The 20,906-nt window shown below is 64.2% G+C and carries 18 protein-coding genes and 1 pseudogene; 4 read left to right on the forward strand and 15 right to left on the reverse strand.

What is annotated here, in order from left to right; genetic code table 11:
* Genes AB4Y32_RS09100 through AB4Y32_RS09125 form a run of 6 tightly spaced genes read right to left on the reverse strand, consistent with a single transcriptional unit; the run spans position 1 to position 7,101 of the window.
* Entirely contained in the window at positions 1–465 is a 465-nt protein-coding gene (locus AB4Y32_RS09100; protein WP_368720994.1) for a dihydroneopterin aldolase, read from the reverse strand.
* Positions 462–1,112 carry a sarcosine oxidase subunit gamma gene (locus AB4Y32_RS09105; RefSeq protein WP_439899763.1) on the reverse strand — a complete coding sequence of 217 codons (651 nt, stop codon included), beginning with the start codon at positions 1,110–1,112 and terminating at the stop codon, positions 462–464. Before AB4Y32_RS09105 ends, AB4Y32_RS09100 begins: the two co-directional genes overlap by 4 nt.
* Positions 1,102–4,101, reverse strand: coding sequence for a sarcosine oxidase subunit alpha family protein (locus AB4Y32_RS09110; RefSeq protein ID WP_368720995.1), 3,000 nt, complete (start codon positions 4,099–4,101; stop codon positions 1,102–1,104). The genes AB4Y32_RS09105 and AB4Y32_RS09110 overlap by 11 nt, the downstream gene beginning before the upstream one ends.
* Positions 4,098–4,406, reverse strand: coding sequence for a sarcosine oxidase subunit delta (locus AB4Y32_RS09115; protein WP_368720996.1), 309 nt, complete (start codon positions 4,404–4,406; stop codon positions 4,098–4,100). The genes AB4Y32_RS09110 and AB4Y32_RS09115 overlap by 4 nt, the downstream gene beginning before the upstream one ends.
* Before the next feature lie 24 nt (positions 4,407–4,430).
* Entirely contained in the window at positions 4,431–5,675 is a 1,245-nt protein-coding gene (locus AB4Y32_RS09120) for a sarcosine oxidase subunit beta family protein (protein WP_368720997.1), read from the reverse strand.
* 37 nt (positions 5,676–5,712) lie between these two features.
* A complete protein-coding gene (locus tag AB4Y32_RS09125; RefSeq protein WP_368720998.1) occupies positions 5,713–7,101 on the reverse strand; it encodes an L-serine ammonia-lyase in 1,389 nt (462 codons plus the stop codon).
* A 421-nt stretch (positions 7,102–7,522) separates the two neighbouring features.
* Here AB4Y32_RS09125 and AB4Y32_RS09130 point away from each other — a divergent pair, with 421 nt between their 5' ends.
* Complete coding sequence (locus AB4Y32_RS09130; RefSeq protein WP_368720999.1) at positions 7,523–8,608, forward strand: GlxA family transcriptional regulator; 1,086 nt, start codon at positions 7,523–7,525, stop codon at positions 8,606–8,608.
* A gap of 82 nt (positions 8,609–8,690) precedes the next feature.
* On the opposite strand, the gene AB4Y32_RS09135 is transcribed toward AB4Y32_RS09130, so the two are convergent.
* From AB4Y32_RS09135 to lhpH, 6 genes are all read right to left on the reverse strand, one after another.
* Positions 8,691–8,984, reverse strand: coding sequence for a hypothetical protein (locus tag AB4Y32_RS09135; RefSeq protein WP_368721000.1), 294 nt, complete (start codon positions 8,982–8,984; stop codon positions 8,691–8,693).
* Positions 8,985–9,167: 183 nt separating this feature from the next.
* Complete coding sequence (locus AB4Y32_RS09140) at positions 9,168–9,524, reverse strand: hypothetical protein (RefSeq protein ID WP_368721001.1); 357 nt, start codon at positions 9,522–9,524, stop codon at positions 9,168–9,170.
* A 4-nt stretch (positions 9,525–9,528) separates the two neighbouring features.
* Positions 9,529–10,443, reverse strand: coding sequence for a hypothetical protein (locus AB4Y32_RS09145; RefSeq protein ID WP_368721002.1), 915 nt, complete (start codon positions 10,441–10,443; stop codon positions 9,529–9,531).
* Positions 10,444–10,892: 449 nt separating this feature from the next.
* A complete protein-coding gene (zwf, locus tag AB4Y32_RS09150) occupies positions 10,893–12,377 on the reverse strand; it encodes a glucose-6-phosphate dehydrogenase (protein ID WP_368721003.1) in 1,485 nt (494 codons plus the stop codon).
* Positions 12,378–12,636: 259 nt separating this feature from the next.
* Positions 12,637–13,554 carry a bifunctional Delta(1)-pyrroline-2-carboxylate/Delta(1)-piperideine-2-carboxylate reductase gene (gene lhpI / locus AB4Y32_RS09155; protein WP_368721004.1) on the reverse strand — a complete coding sequence of 306 codons (918 nt, stop codon included), beginning with the start codon at positions 13,552–13,554 and terminating at the stop codon, positions 12,637–12,639.
* A 95-nt stretch (positions 13,555–13,649) separates the two neighbouring features.
* Positions 13,650–14,657 (reverse strand): trans-3-hydroxy-L-proline dehydratase, encoded by a 1,008-nt coding sequence (gene lhpH / locus AB4Y32_RS09160; protein ID WP_368721005.1) that lies wholly within the window; start codon positions 14,655–14,657, stop codon positions 13,650–13,652.
* 191 nt (positions 14,658–14,848) lie between these two features.
* On the opposite strand from lhpH, the gene AB4Y32_RS09165 reads away from it, so the two are divergent.
* Positions 14,849–15,586, forward strand: a complete 738-nt coding sequence (locus tag AB4Y32_RS09165; RefSeq protein WP_368721006.1) for a FadR/GntR family transcriptional regulator — start codon at positions 14,849–14,851, stop codon at positions 15,584–15,586.
* 109 nt (positions 15,587–15,695) lie between these two features.
* Here AB4Y32_RS09165 and AB4Y32_RS09170 read toward each other — a convergent pair.
* Positions 15,696–16,075, reverse strand: a pseudogene (locus AB4Y32_RS09170) (NAD(P)/FAD-dependent oxidoreductase); the annotation flags it as partial.
* A gap of 375 nt (positions 16,076–16,450) precedes the next feature.
* On the opposite strand from AB4Y32_RS09170, the gene AB4Y32_RS09175 reads away from it, so the two are divergent.
* Positions 16,451–17,305: a helix-turn-helix domain-containing protein gene (locus AB4Y32_RS09175; RefSeq protein ID WP_368721007.1), complete on the forward strand. Its 855-nt coding sequence runs from the start codon at positions 16,451–16,453 to the stop codon at positions 17,303–17,305.
* Between the two features lie 48 nt (positions 17,306–17,353).
* On the opposite strand, the gene AB4Y32_RS09180 is transcribed toward AB4Y32_RS09175, so the two are convergent.
* Both AB4Y32_RS09180 and AB4Y32_RS09185 read right to left on the reverse strand, forming a co-directional pair.
* Positions 17,354–19,198, reverse strand: a complete 1,845-nt coding sequence (locus AB4Y32_RS09180) for a hybrid sensor histidine kinase/response regulator (RefSeq protein ID WP_368721008.1) — start codon at positions 19,196–19,198, stop codon at positions 17,354–17,356.
* On the reverse strand, positions 19,168–19,599 hold the full coding sequence (locus AB4Y32_RS09185; protein WP_368721094.1) for a molybdopterin-dependent oxidoreductase: 432 nt from the start codon (positions 19,597–19,599) through the stop codon (positions 19,168–19,170). Before AB4Y32_RS09185 ends, AB4Y32_RS09180 begins: the two co-directional genes overlap by 31 nt.
* A gap of 313 nt (positions 19,600–19,912) precedes the next feature.
* Between AB4Y32_RS09185 and AB4Y32_RS09190 the strand changes: the two genes are divergently transcribed.
* Positions 19,913–20,860, forward strand: a complete 948-nt coding sequence (locus AB4Y32_RS09190; RefSeq protein ID WP_368721009.1) for a phosphoribosyltransferase — start codon at positions 19,913–19,915, stop codon at positions 20,858–20,860.
* Positions 20,861–20,906: the final 46 nt, after the last annotated feature.

The raw sequence follows: 20,906 nt of genomic DNA on the forward strand, positions 1-20,906 counted from the left end.
TCAACGCCGAGCAGCACAAGCCGCGCGATGCACGTCGTAATCCGCACGCGTCCAGTCCAGCTCGACGCCGATCCGCTTCGTGCCCTCACGAATCTTCGGCTTGTGCAACGAAAGCGTGAGCGCATCGAGCGCGGGCCACTCGTCGAACGATAGCTGCGCGATCTCGACAGCCAGCGTTTCGAGCATCCGCGTGTGCGGCTTCGTCGCGAGAAACTCGCTCACGCGATTGCAGTAACGCTCGTAGTCGATCATCGCGTGCGAACCTTCTTCCGAAGGCTCGCAGCGATACGCAAGACTCGCGTCGATCACGACAGGCTGCGGCGCGAGATGCTCGTGCGCGTGAATGCCGATGCGCGTCGACACGAGCAGTTCGTCGATGAAGACTCGCCAGCCCTTGCCGCGCGCCCCATGCGAGCCGCGCAACGGCTGCACGTAAGCCGCCAACGGTTCTTCGAACGGCTTCACGACAACAGCGGCTCAGCCGCGTCGAGCATGATACGCACGAAGTAGTCGGCGAAGCTGCGGCGCACGACGATCTCATATGTATCGTCGGCGACGGGCACGAGCACGATCGACGCCTTGAAGTAATGGCTCTGCGCGCACTGGCCAGGCGCGAACATACGCGGATGCAGATCGATCGGACAGCCGCGCGCGATCACGTCGCGCACTTTCTCGCCGCTCACTTCGAGCACCGTCCAGCCACTGCCGATATCGACGGCCGACGCGAACTGCCCTTGCAGCGCCTCGACCAGCTTGTCCTCCGCCACAGGCGACTGCGGCTGCAGCGAACGCACGAGCCATTCGTCGGGACCGAGCCACAACACGTCATAGCCGTTGCCGCGCGCAACCGTATTCGGCTTCGCGGGCGGACGGCAGCCCGTCACGCTTTCGACGGCACTCAGAAACGCTGCATCGCGCGCATCGCCACGCAGCGTCACCAGATCGCAAAACGCCTTCTCGCGCAGATGAAATTTCGTCGACGGCGCGGCCGCGTGCTTCTTCACCAGTTCGCCCACGCCGACGAGCGGCGACTCCTGCCAGGGCTGGCCCGCCATCCGTTGCGCGACAGCCGAGGTAGCGCCCGGTGCATTGTTCCTTGTTTCATTCCACATGTTGACGCACTCCTTCGGTGTCGTAGAAAACCGGGCTCGCAATCTTCGCAGCGATCTGCTTGCCGCTCGACAGCGGGATCGTCACGCTCTGGCCCATCTTGTTCAGTCCGCCCTTGACCACCGCGAGCGCGATCGAACGCTTCAGGATCGGGCTGTAATAGCTCGAGGTCACGTGTCCAAGCATCGGCGCTGTATCGCCCTGGAACGGACCGGCGACGATCTGGCTGCCCTCCGGAATCACGAACTGCGGATCGTCGGAAAGCAGGCCGACGAACTGCTTGCGCCCTTCCTTCGCGGTATCCGAGCGCGTGAGCGAACGGCGTCCGAGGAAGTCCTTCGACTTCGCGACCAGCCCGCCCATGCCCAGATCGTGCGGCGTGATCGAACCGTCGGTATCCTGGCCGACGATGATGTAGCCCTTCTCCGCGCGCAGCACGTGCATCGTTTCCGTGCCGTACGGCGTGATGTTGAACTCGGCGCCCGCGGCCATTAGTGCTTCCCACACCGCGCGGCCCATGTTCGCGGGCACGTTCACTTCATATGCGAGTTCGCCCGAGAAGCTGATCCGCATCACGCGCGCCTTCACGCCCGCGACGGTGCCGTTGCGATACGACATGAACGGGAACGCCTCGTTGGCGAAGTCGATGTCGCTGCACACCTTCTGCACGACCTTGCGGCTCTTCGGACCGACGACGGCAAACGTCGCCCAGTGATCGGTGACGGACGCGAGGCGCACCTTCATGTTGGGCCACTCGGTCTGCAGCCAGCGCTCCATCCACGTGAGCACGCGCGCCGCGCCGCCCGTCGTGGTGGTCATCATGAAGTGCTGTTCACCGAGGCGCACGGTCACGCCGTCGTCGAACACCATGCCGTTTTCGTCGAGCATCAGGCCATAGCGGCACTTGCCGACTTCGAGCTTGCTCCACGGATTCGTGTACATCCAGTTCAGCAGCTTCGCGGCATCGGGGCCCTGAATGTCGATCTTGCCGAGCGTCGACGCATCGAGAATGCCGACGCTGTTGCGCACCGCGAGGCATTCGCGCTTCACGGCCGCGTGCAGGTCCTCGCCCTTCAGCGGGAAGTACCAGGGGCGCTTCCAGTTGCCGACGTCCTCGAACATCGCGCCGTTCTCGACGTGCCATTCATGCACGGCCGTCTTGCGGATCGGGTCGAGCAGATCGCCAAGCTCGCGGCCCGCGAACGTGCCGAAACTCACGGGCGTGTAGTTCGGGCGGAACGTCGTCGTGCCCGTTTCGGGAATCGACTTGCCGAGCGCGTCCGCGAGAATCGCCATGCCGTTGATGTTGCCGAGCTTGCCCTGATCGGTGCCGAAGCCCATCGCCGTATAGCGCTTCACGTGCTCGACGGATTCGAAGCCTTCGCGCGCGGCGAGCAGAATGTCGGCCGCCGCCACGTCGTTCTGGAAATCGACGAACTGCTTCGGTCCGCGCGCCGCTTCCGCACGGCTACCGACGAGCCACAGCGGCTGGATCGGCGACTCGGTGACTTCCGCGACCTGCGGCACTTGCGGGCGCGTCACTGCATAGCCGATCGACTTCACGGCTTCGACGCCCGCATCGACGGCCAGACGCAAGCCGCGCGCGAGGCTGAGTTCGCCTGCCGCCGCGCCGACGCTCGTCTCCGGCTGCATGCCCTTGCCCGGCACGAAGCAAGCCTTCGTGTCGTTCCAGTGCGCCTTGCCGCCCGACTGCGCGAACAGGTGCAACACGGGGCTGAAGCCGCCCGACATCGCGACGAGATCGCATTGCAGATCCGCCTGCTTTGCGCCCGTCTTGCCATTCGCATACGCAACCACTTCGACCGACGTCACGCGCTGCTTGCCGTGCGCCATCATCACGGCCGCGTTGTTCATGATCTTCACGCCATGACGGCGCGCCGCTGCCTGCAATGCGCCGCTGCCCTGCGCGCGCGGATCGACGACCGTCACCGTTGCGCCGCACCCCTTCATGTCGAGCGCGCACTGATAGCCGGCGTCGTTGTTCGTGAACACGACGGCATTGCGGCCCGGCATCACGCCGAAGCGCTGGATATACGTTGACACCGCCGACGCCAGCATCACGCCCGGCAGATCGTTGTTGCCGAACACGAGGGGACGCTCGTGCGCGCCCGTCGCGAGAATCACGCGCTTCGCGCGGATCTTCCACAGCAGCTCGCGCGTGCCCTTGCGCATCGACACGGGCAGATGATCGGTCAGACGCTGCGTCACCGTGACGAGGTTGTGGTCCTGATAGCCGAACGCCGTGCTGCGCGTGAGAATCTTCACGTCAGGCATGCGCGACAGTTCCGCTTCGATCTTCTCGACCCAGCTCATCGCCTGCCGTCCGTCGATCTCCGTCTTGCACGACAACAGGCTGCCGCCGAGTTCGCGCTGATCGTCGACGAGAATCACGCGCGCGCCGCTCACAGCCGCCGCATGTGCGGCCGCGAGACCCGTCGGCCCGCCGCCGACCACGAGCACGTCGCAATGCGCGTAGCACTTGTCGTAGCGGTCGGCATCGAGCACGTCGGGCGACTTGCCGAGACCCGCCGCTTCGCGAATCTTCTCTTCGTACTTCGGCCACCATTTTTGCGGCCACATGAAGGTCTTGTAGTAGAAGCCCGCGGGCATGAAGCGCGAGAACTTCTGGTTGATCGCCATGCGATCGTGTTCGAGATTCGGCTCGGCGTTCACGCTCGTCGCGACGAGGCCCTGATACAACTCGATCTCCGTTGCGCGCGCGTTCGGCACCGTGTACGCGCCGCGCTCCAGTTGCACGACGGCATTCGGTTCCGCGACGTCGGCCGTGACGATGCCGCGCGGACGGTGATACTTGAAGCTGCGCGCGACGAAGTGCACGCCGTTCGCGAGCAGCGCCGACGCGAGCGTGTCGCCCTGAAAGCCCTGATATGTGCGGCCGTTGAACGTGAAGGTCAGCGGAATCGCGCGGTTGATGCGCCCACCGGCGCCGAGACGGTTTTTCTGGCTCATTGCTTGTTGCCCTCTTGAGCGTCAGCGGACGTGGCGGACGTGTTGCCCGTCTTGAACGTGTCGTAGCCTTGAATCTGATAGGAGACGGTGTCGCGCGTCGCCATGAACCAGCGGCGGCAGCCCTGCGTGTGCATCCATTGCTCGCGATGCACGCCGCGCGGGTTCTTGCGCATGAACAGGTAGTCGCCCCATTCCTTGTCGGTGAGCTTGTCGGTGTCGAGCGGACGCGCGATGTCGGCTTCGCCTCCGCACGAGAATTCGGATTCGGCGCGCGGCCCGCACCACGGGCATTCGATCATCAGCATGTTTCTTTCTCCAGGTGTCCGTGATTAGTGGGCCACGGCAGCAGCGCCGTGTTCGTCGATCAGATGGCCGGTGTAGAAGCGGTCCAGCGAGAACGGCGCGTTCAGCGGATGCGGCTCGTCGTTCGCGATCGTGTGCGCGAACACCCAGCCCGAGCCCGGCGTCGCCTTGAAGCCGCCCGTGCCCCAGCCGCAGTTGAAGTACAGGCCCTTCACATCGGTCTTGCTGATGATCGGGCACGCATCCGGCGACACGTCGACGATGCCGCCCCACTGGCGGTTCATCCGCACGCGCGAGAACACCGGGAACATTTCGACGATTGCCTGCAGCGTGCCTTCGATGATGTGGAAGCTGCCGCGCTGGCCGAAGCCCGTGTACTGGTCGACACCCGCGCCGATCACGAGATCGCCCTTGTCGGACTGGCTGATGTACGCGTGCACCGCGTTCGACATGATCACCGAGTTGACGACGGGCTTGATCGGCTCGGACACGAGCGCCTGCAACGGATGGCTTTCGAGCGGCAGACGGATGCCCGCCATGTCGGCGAGCGTCGTCGTGTTGCCGGCTGCGACGACGGCGACCTTCTTCGCCTTGATGAAGCCCTTCACCGTATCGACGCCCGTCACGCGGCCGCCGTCGCGACGAATGCCCGTCACCTGACAGTTCTGGATGATGTCGACGCCGGCCTGGTCCGCGCCGCGCGCGAAGCCCCATGCAACGGCATCGTGCCGGGCAACGCCCGCGCGACGCTGGATCGATGCGCCGAGCACCGGGTAGCGGCTGTTCAGGTTGATCGTCGGCTCGATTTCCTTGATCTGCTCGGGCGTGAGGAACTCGGCGTCGACGCCGTTCAGCCGGTTCGCGTTCACGCGGCGCTCGGTGTCGCGCACGTCCTGCAACGTGTGCGCGAGGTTCATCACGCCGCGCTGGCTGAACATCACGTTGTAGTTGAGGTCCTGCGAGAGGCCTTCCCACAGCTTCATCGCCTTCTCATACAGCCCCGCCGATTCGTCCCACAGATAGTTCGAACGCACGATCGTCGTGTTGCGCGCCGTATTGCCGCCGCCGATCCAGCCCTTCTCAAGAATCGCGACGTTCTTCACGCCGTGCTCCTTCGCAAGGTAGTACGCGGTCGCAAGACCATGCCCGCCGCCGCCGACGATCACGACGTCGTATTCCTTCTTCGGTTCCGGGCTCCTCCACTGTCGCTCCCAGTTCTCGTGATACGACAACCCGTTGCGGAACAGACTGAATATCGAATAGCGGCTCATCGTGCAGACCCCTTCGTCGTTGCCTTGCTGGTTTCCATTAGCATTCGATGACGTTCACGGCGAGACCACCGCGCGACGTCTCCTTGTATTTCGTTTTCATGTCGGCGCCCGTTTCGCGCATCGTCTTGATGACGTTGTCGAGCGTCACGTAGTGCTGGCCGTCGCCCTTCAGCGCCATGCGCGAAGCGTTCAGCGCCTTGATCGCGCCCATTGCGTTGCGCTCGATGCACGGAATCTGCACGAGGCCGCCGACGGGATCGCAAGTCATGCCGAGGTTGTGCTCCATGCCGATCTCGGCGGCGTTCTCGACTTGCGTGGGCGTGCCGCCCATCACGGCCGCGAGCGCCGCCGCGGCCATCGAGCACGCGACGCCCACTTCGCCCTGGCAGCCCACTTCCGCGCCGGAAATGGACGCCGTTTCCTTGTAGATGATGCCGATGGCAGCCGCCGTCAAAAGGAAATCGACGATGCCGTTCTCGTTCGAGCCCGGCACGAACTTCACGTAGTAATGCAGCACGGCCGGGATCACACCGGCGGCGCCGTTGGTCGGCGCGGTGACGACGCGGCCGCCCGCGGCGTTCTCTTCGTTGACGGCCATCGCGTACAGGTTGACCCAGTCGAGCATCGACAGCGGGTCGCGCAGCGACTCTTCGGAGCGCGTGCGCAGCTGCACGGAGAGATCGGCGGCGCGGCGCTTCACGCGCATCGGGCCGGGCAGCTCGCCGTGCATCTTGCAGCCGCGCTCGACGCAAGCGGCCATCGTGCGCCAGATGGTCAGCAGCCCTTCGCGCACGTCTTCGGGCGAGCGCGAAGCGCATTCGTTCGCGAACGTCACCTGCGCGACGGAAAGGCCGCTTTCGCGGCACACGCGCATCAGGTCGTCGCCCGTGCGGAACGGATACGGCACTTCGCCGCCCGCGCGCACGCCGTTCACGCGATCGCCGTCGCGATTGACGACAAAGCCGCCGCCGACCGAGTAATACTCTTTCTCGACGAGCAGCTGGCCGTTCTCGTCGAAGGCCTGGAAGCGCATGCCGTTCGGATGCACGACGCTGCCCGTGCCGCTCATCAGGCGGCGGAAGAACGCGATGTGCTCTTTTTCCTCGAAGCCGATCTCGTGCTTGCCGAGCAGCGACAGGCGCTTGTCCTTGCGGATTTGAGCCAGGCGCGGCTCGATCAGGTCGGGGTCGATGGTGTCGGGCAGATGGCCTTCGAGGCCGAGCAGCACGGCCTTGTCGGTGCCGTGGCCCTTGCCCGTCGCGCCAAGCGAGCCGTACAGCTCGACTTTCACGCGGCGCACGAACGCGAGCAGATTCGCGTCCTCGATATGCGAAGCGAAGCGGCATGCGGCGATCATCGGGCCGACGGTGTGCGAACTCGATGGGCCGATGCCGATCTTGAACAGGTCGAAAACGCTGACGTTCATGGAAACCTTGCTCAGTTGAGTGGGCGGAAACGCGAAGATTGCGAAGTGACGCCAGTACACCAAAGCGTAAAATCCGCAGATAGAACAAAAACGGCATCGACGTGGGATGGCGACGCCAGAGCCCGCTGCGGCTGCGTTTCTGCGCAACTCGGCGACGGAAAAACGCAAGTCGGAGCGCGTGCAGGATCGCCAGACCGCACGCCTGTTGGGGCCCGACGCGCTTCGCATCCGCGAAAGTCGGTGTCGGAAAAGGACAAGAGGCGCGAGGCTGGATCGGCGACGCTAGGGTTATCCCCACGCGCGCGCGTTTGAGTGCCGCGCGTTTGAGTGCCGCGTTTTTGCGCTGCGTTTTCGTTTTGCTTCGTGGTCAGCCCTTGTTCAGCTTGCCGGACCTTATGACGTTTTCCTGCGCCATCGCGCCATGACCATCGTTGATTCGCTACCGCTGACTTCCATCGATGCGCTGCCCAAAGAGCGCATCCGCTTCGGCATCATCCTGCTACCCAACTTCACGCTGACGGCTTTTTCGGGCTTCGTCGACATGCTGCGCCTGTCCGCCGACGAAGGCGACTACAGCAAGCCCGTGCGCTGCTCATGGAGCGTGATCGGCGAGTCGCTCGCGCCTGTGCGCGCGAGTTGCGGCATCCAGATCACGCCATGGGAAACGTTCGCCGATGCCGAGCCGTTCGACTATGTGGTCGTCGTCGGCGGGCTGCTGCATTCGGGGCCGCAGGCCAGCGACGAGACCTTGCAGTTCATCCGCAATGCCGCGCGCTCGAATGCGACGCTGGTCGGCATCTGCACCGGCGTGTTCGCGCTGATGCGCGCGAGGGTGCTCGACGAGCACCGGATCTGCGTCAGCTGGTTTCACTACTGGGATTTCGTCGAGCGTTTTCCTTCCATCAATTCCGACGCGCTGATTGCGGACCGGCTGTTCGTGATCGACCGTCGACGGATCACGTGCTCGGGCGGGCGCGCGTCGATCGACGTCGCGGCTGCGATCCTGCTGCGGCACTTCGAGACGGCGACGGTGCAGAAGGCACTGCGGATTCTGCTCGTCGGCGAGATGCAGAAAGGGAACGCACCGCAGCCGCATCCGCCGGGACTCGAACCGGCGACGCATCCGAAGGTCAAGCGCGCGATCCTGCTGATGGAGCAGCACGTCGGGCGCACGCTGCCGCTAGAGGAACTGGCTTGCAAGCTGGATCTGTCGCCGCGTCAGTTGGAGCGGTTGTTCAAGGCGGAGACGGGCAAGAGTCCGCAGGCGTTTGCGAAGCAGGTGCGGTTAAGGACGGCTGCCTGGCTGCTGACGAGTTCGGATCGTACAGTCGCGGATATCGCGTCGAGTTGCGGGTTTTCTGACGCGTCGCATTTGGGACGCGAGTTCCGCAAGGAGTTCGGCATGCCCCCCGTGATGTTCAGAGAGCAACGTGGCGGAACGCCGGTTGAGGGCGATGCGGCGGCTGCGTATGAGGAGACGTTTCCCGGGAGGGTGGATGTGTTTTGAGGTGGGCGGCGCAAACGTGACAGCGGGAAAGACAGGGCAGAAACCGACGTTACCAACGTCGGCTTTTCGAACTGGCGATGCGTTAGTCGTTCGTCGACGCGTCGCGGTTGCCAGCGCGCGGAAGCGGTCCTGGCGTCACGCTCATGTACTGCTTGATATCTGGCTGACCGAGCGCGATCAGGTTGAGCATCGCGACACCAAGCCTTCGCGCAAATTCGTCATCGAGCTTGAATTCGAATTCGTCGAGAAGGATCGGCATTTCCAGTTTTCCCGCGAGCAACGGCGCGACTGCTGCGGGTTCAACCGCGTAAGCCGTGAGCATCTGGCGGTCTTCCTGATACGTCAAAACGATGGAATACGGCGAGTGTTTGGCCATTAATATCCCCTGCATTGCTGATAGTTGTCGAAAGCATTTTGACGGCACATGGCCGCTCCACGTGAACCACCCATTGGCCCTCCCAATGCATTGCGCCGATCAAGCGCACGCTCGTACTCCGCATCTTCGCTGTATTCAAATGGCTGCGCATCGCCAAGCGGCGTCGATGCGTCGTCGCCAAAGCTAGATAGTGGACAACTCAATCTCCAACGAGTCAAACTCGACAATAAGTTCCGCTCCGCACGTGGAGAAAAGCTGCGCGACTTTACCGGGCTTGTTATCGGTCCATCGTTCCGCCCTGGCGAGTATCCGCTGTGCTTTCTCATAACGCGGCGTACCAGGTTCCAGCACTTCAATCCCGTACACGATGTTCTGGAGTCCGAGATTTTCGAGCACGCATCGATTCATTCCCACGAATGATACGGAAGCGCGCCGGTCTTGCAGGTACAGGCCAAGAGTCAATGTTTCGCGCTCTTTCGAAACATGGAACGTGTCGATATACCAGTCGTGAAAATGATTAAAGGTTTTCAGGTCGCCCATGTCGTTACCTTGGAAGAATTGATACAGGGTTGCCAAGGTCGCGGTCCCGGCCATCCCAATTATGCGAATGCGGAGCACCGAAACCATGGTCGTGGTCAAAGTCGATATCCACTGCCGCGTTACCGTTGGCATCGTATAGGCGCAATTGCCCGCTGCCCGATGGATTCGTTACCCAAGTGTCAGGCGGCCCGCCTTTGATAGGCATACCCGCAAGAGTTTCGTCGTCACCCAGCGGCATGTCTGCGCCATATTCGAACGGCGCCCCATCGCCGAGCGGTGTCGATGTATCGACGCTAGCATCAGAGCCGTCCGTCAAGCTCTCCGCCATGTCCGGCGTACCGTCACCATCATCCGGGTCCGAGCCGCCACCGAGCACGGTCCCGACCACTGCCTCGACCATGCCGGGCAGGCTGCCGCCATCGTCGCTGCTGCCTGCACTCAACGCAGCGCGCGCGGCTTTGAGCTGCGCCTCTACTGTAGAGGGATCGTATGATCCTCTCAGAACTGGCTCGCCTTCCCATACCAAAGGACCCGATCCCGCATTCTCGAAGGCGGCCCACACCGTGCCGCCACCGCTGCCGAATCCGCCACCGCCGGACGTTGGCGGCCAACGCAGCAGCGCGGGAGTAGGTCGAAACGTCATCGGAAGCGAGCGCCAGTCACGGTTGATGACGGGCACAAGCATTCCGTCGCGGGCGGCCTGTTTGAGCGCCCGCTCGATACCTTCGTTATCGGTCGGCAGATCCCAATGAACGACGTTCAGATGATCTCTCAGGAACGATCGGATCGCGTCGATATCCGGGGCAATGGTTCGCCGGAAATCGTATTTGGGACGGAAATGCCGGTCGAAGGTGCGCCTGTCATCTTCGATTTCGCGCTCCCGCTCACGGCACGCGTCCCAGTCTGCAAAGCGGTCCACGTATCAGCCAGAAAGGCTGTAGAACTCCCTGGCGGGTACTAGCTCGCATTGCCATGTGCCGATATCGAGCGGCACGTGAAGCGCGTTATGTGACATAGACCCATAGCTGCGCATTCAGCCTCCACGTCGTTGTGCGATGAAGGGAGATACGTAGCACGGAGTCAGGCCGCCAAGGACCAATATGACAATTCTTGACGCGAGTGGTGCAGAGGGTGTCCCGCTGGTTTTGTGTGCGCGGGCGATTGCGCGAGATGACTCGCACGTAGATCAAGCGTCGTCTCGACGTGCGAGTCTGGCAACAGGCGCGTGGCTGAACCGAGGACGGACATAATGGCCACGTGAGTTATGAGGCGGTCGGGTCTGATCTGGGTGACGATGAACACCGGAACGGCTTCGAATTACGCAGCCGCCCTTTCCCTTCCCTCAATTCACGATTCAATCAAAACCGCTCACGTCTCCTCCGACCAAACCATATTATCCCTTGCCATCATCGCCGTCGAAGCGCCCGGCCCGAACGTCCCGGCCGTATACCCACGCGGCTTGTCACCGTTGCGCTTCCAGCTTTCGATGATGGGATCGACCCACTTCCATGCCGCTTCCAGTTCGTCGCGACGCATGAAGTGCGTGAGCCTGCCGCGCACGACGTCGATCAGCAGACGCTCATATGCTTCCGCGCGACGGCTCGTGAACGCCTGCTCCAGATCGAGATTCAGATTCACGGGCAAGGTACGCATGCCGCTGCCCGGCTCTTTCGCAAGCATCTGCAACTGGATCGACTCGGCAGGCTGAAGCTGGATCACCAGACGGTTGCCGCAATTGCGAGGACCGCACGGACTGTTCGGCATGATCGAGAACGGCATGTCCGCGAATTCGATCACGATCTCCGACACCTTCTTCGCCATCCGTTTCCCCGTGCGCAAATAGAACGGCACGTTCGCCCAGCGCCAGTTGTTGATATGCGCGCGCAACGCGACGAAGGTTTCCGCGCGGCTGTCGGGCGGCACGTTCGCTTCTTCCAGATAGCCCTTGACGGGCTCGCCGCCGACTGCACCTGCCGTGTACTGGCCGCGCACCGTATCGCGCGCGATGTCTTCCACCGTCATCGGACGCAGCGAACGCAGCACCTTCAGCTTCTCGTCGCGCACGGCATCCGCATCGAGCGATACGGGCGGCTCCATCGCAACGATGCACAGCAACTGAAGCAGGTGGTTCTGCACCATGTCGCGCATCGCGCCCGTATGGTCGTAGAAGCCGGCGCGCGTACCCACGCCGACCGACTCCGCAACCGTGATCTGCACGCTGCGGATATACGGCGCCTGCCACAGCGGCCCGAAGATCGCGTTGCCGAAGCGCAGCACCATCAGGTTCTGCACCGTCTCCTTGCCGAGGTAGTGGTCGATCCGATAAATCTGGTGCTCTTCGAAATGCCTGCCGACCGAATCGTTGATCGCCTTCGCCGATTCGAGATCGTGTCCAAGCGGCTTTTCGAGCACGACGCGCGCGCGCTCGTCGACGAGATCGTGCGAAGCGAGGTTGTCGCAGATCGCCGTGAACAGTTCCGGCGACGTCGACAGATAGAACACCCGCAGCGCATCCTTGCGCGACGCTTCGGCGAGACGCACGTAATCGGCGGGCTGATCGACGTCGACACGCACGTACTCGAAGAGCGCAAGAAAATGGTCCCATGCGGCCGAGTCGAACGCCTTCGACTCGATGAATGGCCTGCTCTGCTCATCCATCCACTTCAGATAGTCTTCGCGCTGCCAGTCGCGGCGGCCGATCGCGAGGATGCGTGTCTCGGCGGGCAGATTGCCGTGCGCGTGCGCCATGTACAGTGCGGGCAGCAGCTTGCGGGCCGACAGATCGCCGGCGCCGCCGAAGATGATCATGTCGAGCGGGAGGTCCGGCGAGGCGGGAGCGTTGGAAGTCGTCATAGCGCGGTCGCGAAAGATGAACTGCTGGGAGAAACGCAAACCCGTCCGGGCCGCCCTTTCAGGCAGCGCTTACGCCGGACGCGTTTGCGCGAGAGAACTATGGTGCAACGTTTTCGGATTGTTTGCACGCATGCTTTCGTGACACGACCCGCACGTTCGTTCGTGCCGGATCACTCTCCCTCGCGAGACGGGCAGCACGCTCTGCGCTCGCACTCCCACACGCACACGCACTCCCACTCGCGAGCGCGCTTGCGGACACTCAGCCCGCGCCCAGCGTCGATCGAGCGACGCGTCCCGCTGCCAGATCCCACGCCGCGCAGCCGACGGTCTTGAACACGATCGCCCCGTCGAGCGTCGGCTTGCGCTCGAGTGCGTCCGCCATGCCCGTCACCGTCGACCAGTCGATGCCCGCCTGGATGAAGTCGCCCGCCTCGTGCTTCGCGCCCGCCAGATCGTCGACGTAAAGCGCGCTGCCCGCGAGCGTGCGCGCGCCGATCTCGCACATCTGCGGCGTGAATGCACCGACGCCGATCACGAGCCGCCCCGCGCGCGGCGCCTCGTCGTATACGGCCTGGCGGCTCGTCGTCAGCGCGATCACGACATCGACGGAATCGGGCGTCGCCGTATCGGCGAGCGGTTGAAGATCGCACACACTGCCGCACTGCGCATCGCAGAACGCCTGCGCGCGAGCCGCTGATGTGCCCCGCACGCGCACGCGCGCGTCCGGATACAGCTCGCCGATCGCCCGCAGATGGTTCGCGGCCTGCGTGCCTGTGCCGATCAACAGAAAGTCCTTCGGTGCGGCGCGCGAGAGCGTCTCGATGCCGAGCATCGTCATCGCGGCCGTGCGGCGTCCCGTGACGGACGGACCATCGAGAATGAAGAGCGTCTTGCCCGTGTCCGGGTCGAACGTCATGACCTGGCCGTGGATCGTCGGCAGCGCGCGCTCGCCATTGCGCGGGCACACGTTGACGAGCTTGTGGATCGCGAGATCGGGCGCGGCGGCCGGCATCGACAGCATGATGCCGTTGTCGTTCAGCGGCACCACGAGCCGCTCGGGGCTCGCGACGCGCCCCGCTGCGTAATCGGCGGCGGCCGTCTTCAGCGCATCGACGAGCGCGCGAAAGGGAATCAGGCGGGCCGTTTCGGCGGCATCGAAAATCGGCGTGCTGCTCATGGCGGGGCGTGCTCCTCGTACGTTGAGTCGTGCGTTCAATCTTGCGTTCGGGTCTGCGTTCGGGTCTGCGTTCAGTCCTGCGTTCAGTCGCGCCTTCAGCGGACCAGAAATCCGTAAGTCAGCGGATCGCGCTCATCGACGATCCAGTTCGCGAAACCGCAGATATGTGCGTCGCCTTCGATCTCGGGAATCACGGCGTCGAAGCGGTCGAGCTTCGTCTCCGACAGCACGCGTCCACGAAACACCGTGCCGATGATCGACTCGTTGACGAGCGTTTCATCCTTGCCCAACTGGCCGCGCAGATACAGTTGCGCGACGCGTCCCGCCGTGCCCGAGCCCGTCGGCGAGCGGTCCACTTCGCGGTCCGCGAACACGCAGCAGTTGGCCTGCGTCGAGCCCGTATGACGCGGCGCGTTATCGACGATCGTGCCGTAGATGTGGTTGATCTCTGGAATGTGCGGGTGCTCAACCTTGAATGCTTCGTTGGCCGCGCGCTTCACTTCGGCGCCGAACTGGATCAGGCGGTCCACTTGCTCTTCGCGCACGTCGAGGCCGAACGGCTCGCCCGACGTGTAGAAATAAAACGCGCCGCCGAATGCGATATCGCCGCGCACGGTGCCGAAGCTCGGTGTCTGAACGCTCACGTCGCGCTGCCAGATGAACGACGGCACATTGACGAAGCGCACGCTGCCCGCGTGGTCGCCGTCCCATTTGACGAACGCCTCGATGAAGCCGCACGGCGCATCGATGCCGACGCGCGTTTCCGGCTCGGTGCGCTCGACCCAGCCGAGCGCGACGGCCGTCGTCGCGAGCGCGATCACGCCATGGCCGCAGTGATCGCTATATCCCTCATTGTGGACGAAGATGATGCCGAAGTCCGCGCCCTCGGTGACGGGCTCCGTCAGATAGCCGCCGTACATGTCGGCGTGGCCGCGCGGCTCCAGCATCAAAGCGCGGCGCAGATGATCGGCATGTTCCTTCAGCCACGCGCGCCGCTCGACGATGGTCTTGCCGGGCATTTTCGGCAGCCCGCTCGTGACGATGCGAAACGGCTCGCCGCCCGTATGCACTTCGACCGTGCTGATCACGCGGTTCAGTTTCATGATGCGTTCGCGCCTCGCGTCACAGGCCTCGCCGGCTGCATATCGAACATGTCGTCTGCTCCATGATTGGCTATGGTGGATCAGAATGTAGACCAGCTTTGGTTGACGATCAACCAATTTCAAAATTGTCGCGCTAAACTGGTCGGAATTCGGCTTACATCATCTTGCCGTCCATTCCTCGCTACGCACCTATGGCCACGACTTCATTTGCACTGGAACACGCGTTTCGCCCGAAGCAGATTTACGAGCAGGTCGCGGAGCGCATGCGCGCCGACATCCGCAGCGGCCAGTTCGCGCCCGAAGCGCGGCTGCCGTCCGAGCGCGATCTCGCCGCTCGTTTTGGCGTGGGCCGGCCCGCCGTGCGCGAAGCGCTGGGCGCGCTGCAGAACGAAGGGCTCGTGGTGACGCGGCGCAACTCCGGCACGTATGTGTGCGCGGACGCGTTGCAGCGCCTGTCGGCGGCACGCGCGGACGATCGCGCGCCGGGCGACGCCGATATCAGCCCCACTTCCGCGCTCGACGTGCGCCTGATCCTCGAACCGGCGATCGCACGCCGGGCGGCGGCGCACGCGCGGCGCGACGAACTTGCGGAGCATTACCTCGCGCAAATGGATTCGATCGACGACGTGTCGGATGCCGAGCAGCGCACGCTCTGGAACGACAGCGACCGTCTGTTCCACCGGCAGCTCGCGGTGATGACGGGCGACGCGCTGCTCGTGAAGATCGCCGACGAAGTCGCGCAGGCGATGGACCAGCCGCTGTGGAAGCGCCTGAAGGACGACGGCATTCATGATCCGGGGCGCATCCGGCTGTATGTGTCGGAGCACCGGCTGATTTATGAGGCGATTATCAACGGCGATGCGGAGGCGGCTGCTTTCTACGTCGAGCAGCACATCATGAGGGTGAGGCGCGATATCGCGCCCAAGTAGTTTTTTGTCGCAGACATCAAGAAACCACTCACAACATGCTCCTCGGCCTCTGCATCGTCGCATCGAAAAACCGCTGCAATCGGAACGCCGACAAATCCAGCGACGACATTCCCTGCCGCCATTCGAGATCGAAGTTCAGCTCGCGTTCGAGCTGCTCCCAGATGCGCATGCCCGCCATCATCAGCGGCGCTTCGGCGGCCTCGCCGCCCTGCTGGCGCGCGAAACCCCACGCGCGCGTCGACTGCTGGCCAGCGATGCGCGACTTGTCGAGCACGACGGCCTTCGCGCCGCGCCGCGCGAGGTAATACGCCGCCGCGCAACCCATGATGCCCGCGCCCGCGTGACGACATCGGCGTGATCGGGAAACGGCGCGTCGGCCGGGCTCACGTTCGCGTGCGGCGGATAGGTCGTCGTCATCGGAAAGCAGATTGCGCAGCGTGGCGCTGTCGAGGGTCTGCAGCCCCGCGCGGATGCCGCAATGCCGGTCATAAGGCAATCCGCCGCGCCATCTTTTGCGCGCCGGCCACCCGCGCTGCCCGCATCGGCAAAAGACCGTCGACACCCGACACTATGCGTTACGCATACGTTTTCGCCGCTAAAATAGAATCGCCGGGCCAGAAGCGAACCTGTGCTGATCCGCGCGGGCAATCGAATTCGACGGAATGAGCGGTTTCGCGGCCAGGAGTGGCACGCGGCCATGCGGGCGCCGCGCGATTCCAGGCGCGCTGCGCGTTTTGCGGTACATTGGCTGTCCCGCGCAGGAGGCTCGCCCAACCGGCGCGCATGGGAGACCCGCGCTACGCGCCGTCGAAACGACGCTTCGTCATAAACAACGATTCATACTGACAGACAGAAACTTCGCGCATGTCCAACGAAGCCACCTCAACCGACTCGCTCGCCGTCGCCGAACGCGTGCGCGAGTTGATGAGCCGTCACGGCATCGGCAAGCGTCAGCAGACCAGCGAGCTTTGCCGCATCCTCGATTTGAGTTTTTCGCAGGGCCACCGCAAGTTGCGCGGCAACAGCCCCTGGACGCTCTCGCAGATCAAGAAGGTCGCCGAAGTCTTCGGCGAGCCGGCCGCGCAACTGTTCGGCGCGCAGACGCTCGACCCCGGCATGGTCGGCGCCACCGCGCAGGAAGCGGTGTTCGCGATCGGCTCGATCGAGCTCGCGTGCACCGCGTGGATCGGCGCGCCGATCGAAGCGGGCAGCCGGCCGGAATTCATCGCGTGGTCGAAGCTCGACCAGTGGCGCGTCGTGCGCTACGACGGCGCGCTCTATCAGAACGCGCACGAGGTCCACAAGATCGAGATCTATCCGCGCCGCGCCGAAACGGACAAGCCGCTGATCGCCGTCGTCGACGACGACCAGCCGTCCGCCGACAACCTTCGCGACTATCTGGAGCGCAGCGGCTTCGCGGCCGTGGCGATCTACGGCCTCACCGCGTTCGCCGAAACATTGCAGACTCAGGTGTTCGACGGCGTCGTGATCGACTGGCTGTTCGGCCCGCAGACGTCGGCGGAGGCGATCCGCGCGGTGCGCGCATCCGAAAACCCGGACGCGCCCATCTTCGTGCTGACAGGCGAACTGCTGACGGGCAAGGCGAGCGAATCGGAGATCAGCGACATCGTGCGCAACTACGATGTCGCCTGCTACGAGAAGCCCGCGCGCATGGCGATACTCGTCGCCGATCTGTCGAAGCGCCTGAGCCGGGCTTAGGCACGCCAAAGCGCCGCGAAGCCGCGCGGCGCCCGCCCTCGCGTCACCTCACTGTTCCACCGATGCCCCGTGCCGCGCCGCCAGCGCGCGCTGCACGGCGTCGCGCAGCACTTCGTAGTGAACCGGCTTGGTCAGGCTGTCGAAGAACGGCACGTCGTCCGGGCGTGTCGTTTCGTCCGGCGCATACGCGCTCACGGCGATCACGGGCGCGCGCGCCGCCGCGCCCGCCTTCGCGGCATACTCGGCCATGAACGCGTAGCCGTCCTTGTCCGGCATGTGCAGATCGAGCAGCACGAGATCGCAGCGCCTCGACGCGAGCCACGCGTGCGCGTCGTCGGCGTTCGCGACGGCGGCCGCGTCGCACTCCATGTGCTCGAGCATTTCGCACAGCGATTCGCGGATCAGCTGGTTGTCGTCGACGACCAGCACCTGCGGGCGTCCGTCGCCGTGTGCCTCTTGCGGCGCGGGCGCCGGCGCGGCTGGCTCGGCGACGGACGCGACGGGAATCGTCACCGTGAAGCGCGTGCCCTTGCCCACTTCGCTTTCGACGCCGATCGTCCCGTTGAACAGCGCGACGAGCCCCTGCACGATCGCGAGCCCCATGCCCGCGCCTTCGAAACGCCGCGTGCGCGATGCGTCGAGCTGCGTGAACTCCTTGAAGATCAGCGGAATCTGCGTGTCGGGCACGCCCGGGCCCGTATCGGTGACGACGATCACGAGCGCGCCCGCGTGCTGCTCGAAATGCAGCGTGACGTCGCCGCGCTCCGTGTAGCGGATCGCGTTGGTCACGAGGTTGTTGACGATCTGCCGGATGCGATGCGGATCGGAATCGACGAGACCCGCGCGCCCGCTCGCGCTGCCTTCGAACGTCAGCCCCTTTGCGCGCGCGGCCGGCTCGTGCTCGTCGACGACGGACGCCAGCAGCTCGCGCGGATCGAAATGCTCATGGCGCAACTCGAGCTTGCCGGCGCCCAGACGCGCGTAGTCGGTCAGGTCCTTCATCTGCGCCTCGAGATGGCGCGCGGCCGTCTCGAGCCGCTGGATGACCTTGCGGTCGGCCTCGGTGTGAAAGTTGAAGCCGAGCAGCTCGATCGACGACACGATCGCATGCAGCGGCGTGCGCAACTCGTGGCTGATCATGCCGAGAAACGCGTCCTTCGCGAGGCTCGCTTCGCGCGCGGCGCGGCTCGCCTGGTGCTCGGCGTCGAGCGCGGCGCGCTGCTGCACGATCAGGTTCGTGCGGCGCCGTCCGTTCATCACGAGCAGCAAGGTCGCCGCCGCCGACAGCAACAGCAGCACGAGCCCGCCCGCGAACAGCATCCGGCGCTTCGCGATGAAGTCGGAGTTCATCGCCTCGCGATCCTGCACGTCGACGAAGCGACGGCTCAGCGCGAGGGCGTTCACTTCCTTCCAGTGCTGGCGCAGTTGCTCGACCATTTGCGAGGCGAGCATCGGCGAATTGGGCAGCGCGTCGAGCATGGGCTGCATCGCGACGAGCATCTCGGACAGCCGCGCGATCTCCTCCTGCTGACGCTGGACGGCCTCGGCCTGCGCGGCGAGGCGCTGCGTCGAGCCCGCCATCACGCGCAGCTTCGACTGCAGCACCTGGAAATGCAGCGTGAGCCGCCGATAGTCGCTGTCGACACCCGTCTGGTACAGCAACAACTGGCTTTCGAGCCGCGCGTAGGCGATCTGCAGTTGCGCGGCGTCCCAGTAGAACCCGTCGTAGGTGCCCGTGACCTGCTGGGTCGCGCGGGGAGTGAGAAGAGCCGAATAGAGCAGATAGCTGATCGCCGCGGTCGGCGCCGCGAGCGCGGCGATCCAGATGACGACGAGTACGACGCGACGCAGCGGGCGCCGTCCTATTTGACGATGAGTGCCTTGATCTGCCATACGAATTTCGCGTCCGCCGCCCCTCCCGCCAGCTCGCTGGGAAATTGGTCGCGCGGGTAGATGAGAAACAGCGGGCCGAAGTCGCTGACCTGCAGGCGCTTGCCATTCATGCTGTACGCAACGATCACGCCATAGCGGCTCGTATCGGACACGGGAACGGTGTACGTGTAGTCATCGAGCGTGTGGATTTCGATCTCGTCGCCGTACGCGCCCACTGTCTTGAGAATATCCGCGAGCAACGGCCCCGTGAAGGTCGATTTTGCCGTCCACGTCGTCGAAGTCGTAATCGTATGCGTCGGCAGCGCGAGAATCTGCGCCTCCGAAAAATGGAACACGGCATGGTCGGGGTCGCTTGTCTTCGCGATCTTGCCCTTCACGTCGAGTTCGAGCGTCGCCGTCATCGGCGCGGCGCTCGCGGTCGGCGCCACGAACGCGAGCGCCAGTACGGGCACGAGCGCGAACGCGCGCAACCATCCGTATTTGTTGTTCTGCACTTTTGGTCCCTTTCGTGTGGTCTTGTTGTGCGTCTGCTTGTGCGTCTTTTTCCCAGCCGTGGCTCGCATTGTGCCTGACATCGACGTCAGACGATAACGACAGCGCAGTCGGATGCCACGACACAGAATCGTTGCACGGCGTGCATAATATCGGCTCCATCTCAAAAAAGCCGTTTCGCCGACGCGCGTCCATCCGGCCCAACACAAACCGCCAGCCGTCATGAAAAAGCCGGTTCTACCGTTGACCTACGAACAGCTCGACCACTGGATCGATTCTCTGCAGCCCGCCCTGCTCGAAGAGCGCTTCGCGGCCGCTGTCGGCATCTTACGGGGCGGCGCGCCACTTGCGTTAATGGCTTCGCATGCGATCGGCGTGCCCGTGGCGTTTCTCAGCTACGATCGCCGCGCGCGGCATGTCACGTGGGACTCGGCGCAGCCGCTGCCGCCGCCGGGCTCCAAGGTGCTGTTGTGCGAAGACATCGCGGGACGCGGTTTCACGCTGGTCGACTGCATCGCGTTCCTGGAGCAGCACGGCCTGATCGTCAAGACGCTGACGGGCGCGTTCGACGAGATCAGCCGAATTCGCCCCGACTATGCGAACGACGCGTCGGGTTTCTTCGCGCTCTTCCCGTGGGAGCGCGAGGCCTACACGGACGATTACCGCGAGGACTGGCTGAAGGTCGAGTCGGGTTCCGCCGAGAGAATGGCGCAAGACCACGAGTACGCGACGTACGCAATCGATCTGGACGGCATCCTGCTGCCCGACGTGCCGCTGTCGCGCTACGACGAGGACCTGTCCGCCGCGTTGAACGAGCGCGACGCGCTGCTGCCGTTCGAGATCCTGCCCGACGTCGATCTGGAGAAGGTGCGCGCGGTGATCACGGGCCGGCCGCACGTCGATCTGAACCGCACCCGCGCATGGCTGGAGCGGCACGGCTTCGGTCATCTGGAGCTGGTGATGCGCGCACCGGACATCCACGACGAGACGCCCGCGGGCGCCGCCGCGCACAAGGCGCAGGCCGCGCTGCGCTGCGGCGTCACGCATTTCATCGAAAGCGATGCCGTGCAGGCGCTCTTCATCGCCAGGCAGGCGCCGCTTCTGCGCGTGATCTGGTGGGATGCGCTCGAGCACAAGGGCACGCTGATCAGCGCGTCGGCGTGGCGCTGAGCTTCGGCGCCTTCGAAGACTTCAAAGAAGCAAGCTGCCCGGCCGC

It is taken from the genome of Paraburkholderia phymatum, from assembly GCF_040965635.1.
GTDB lineage: Bacteria > Pseudomonadota > Gammaproteobacteria > Burkholderiales > Burkholderiaceae > Paraburkholderia > Paraburkholderia phymatum_B.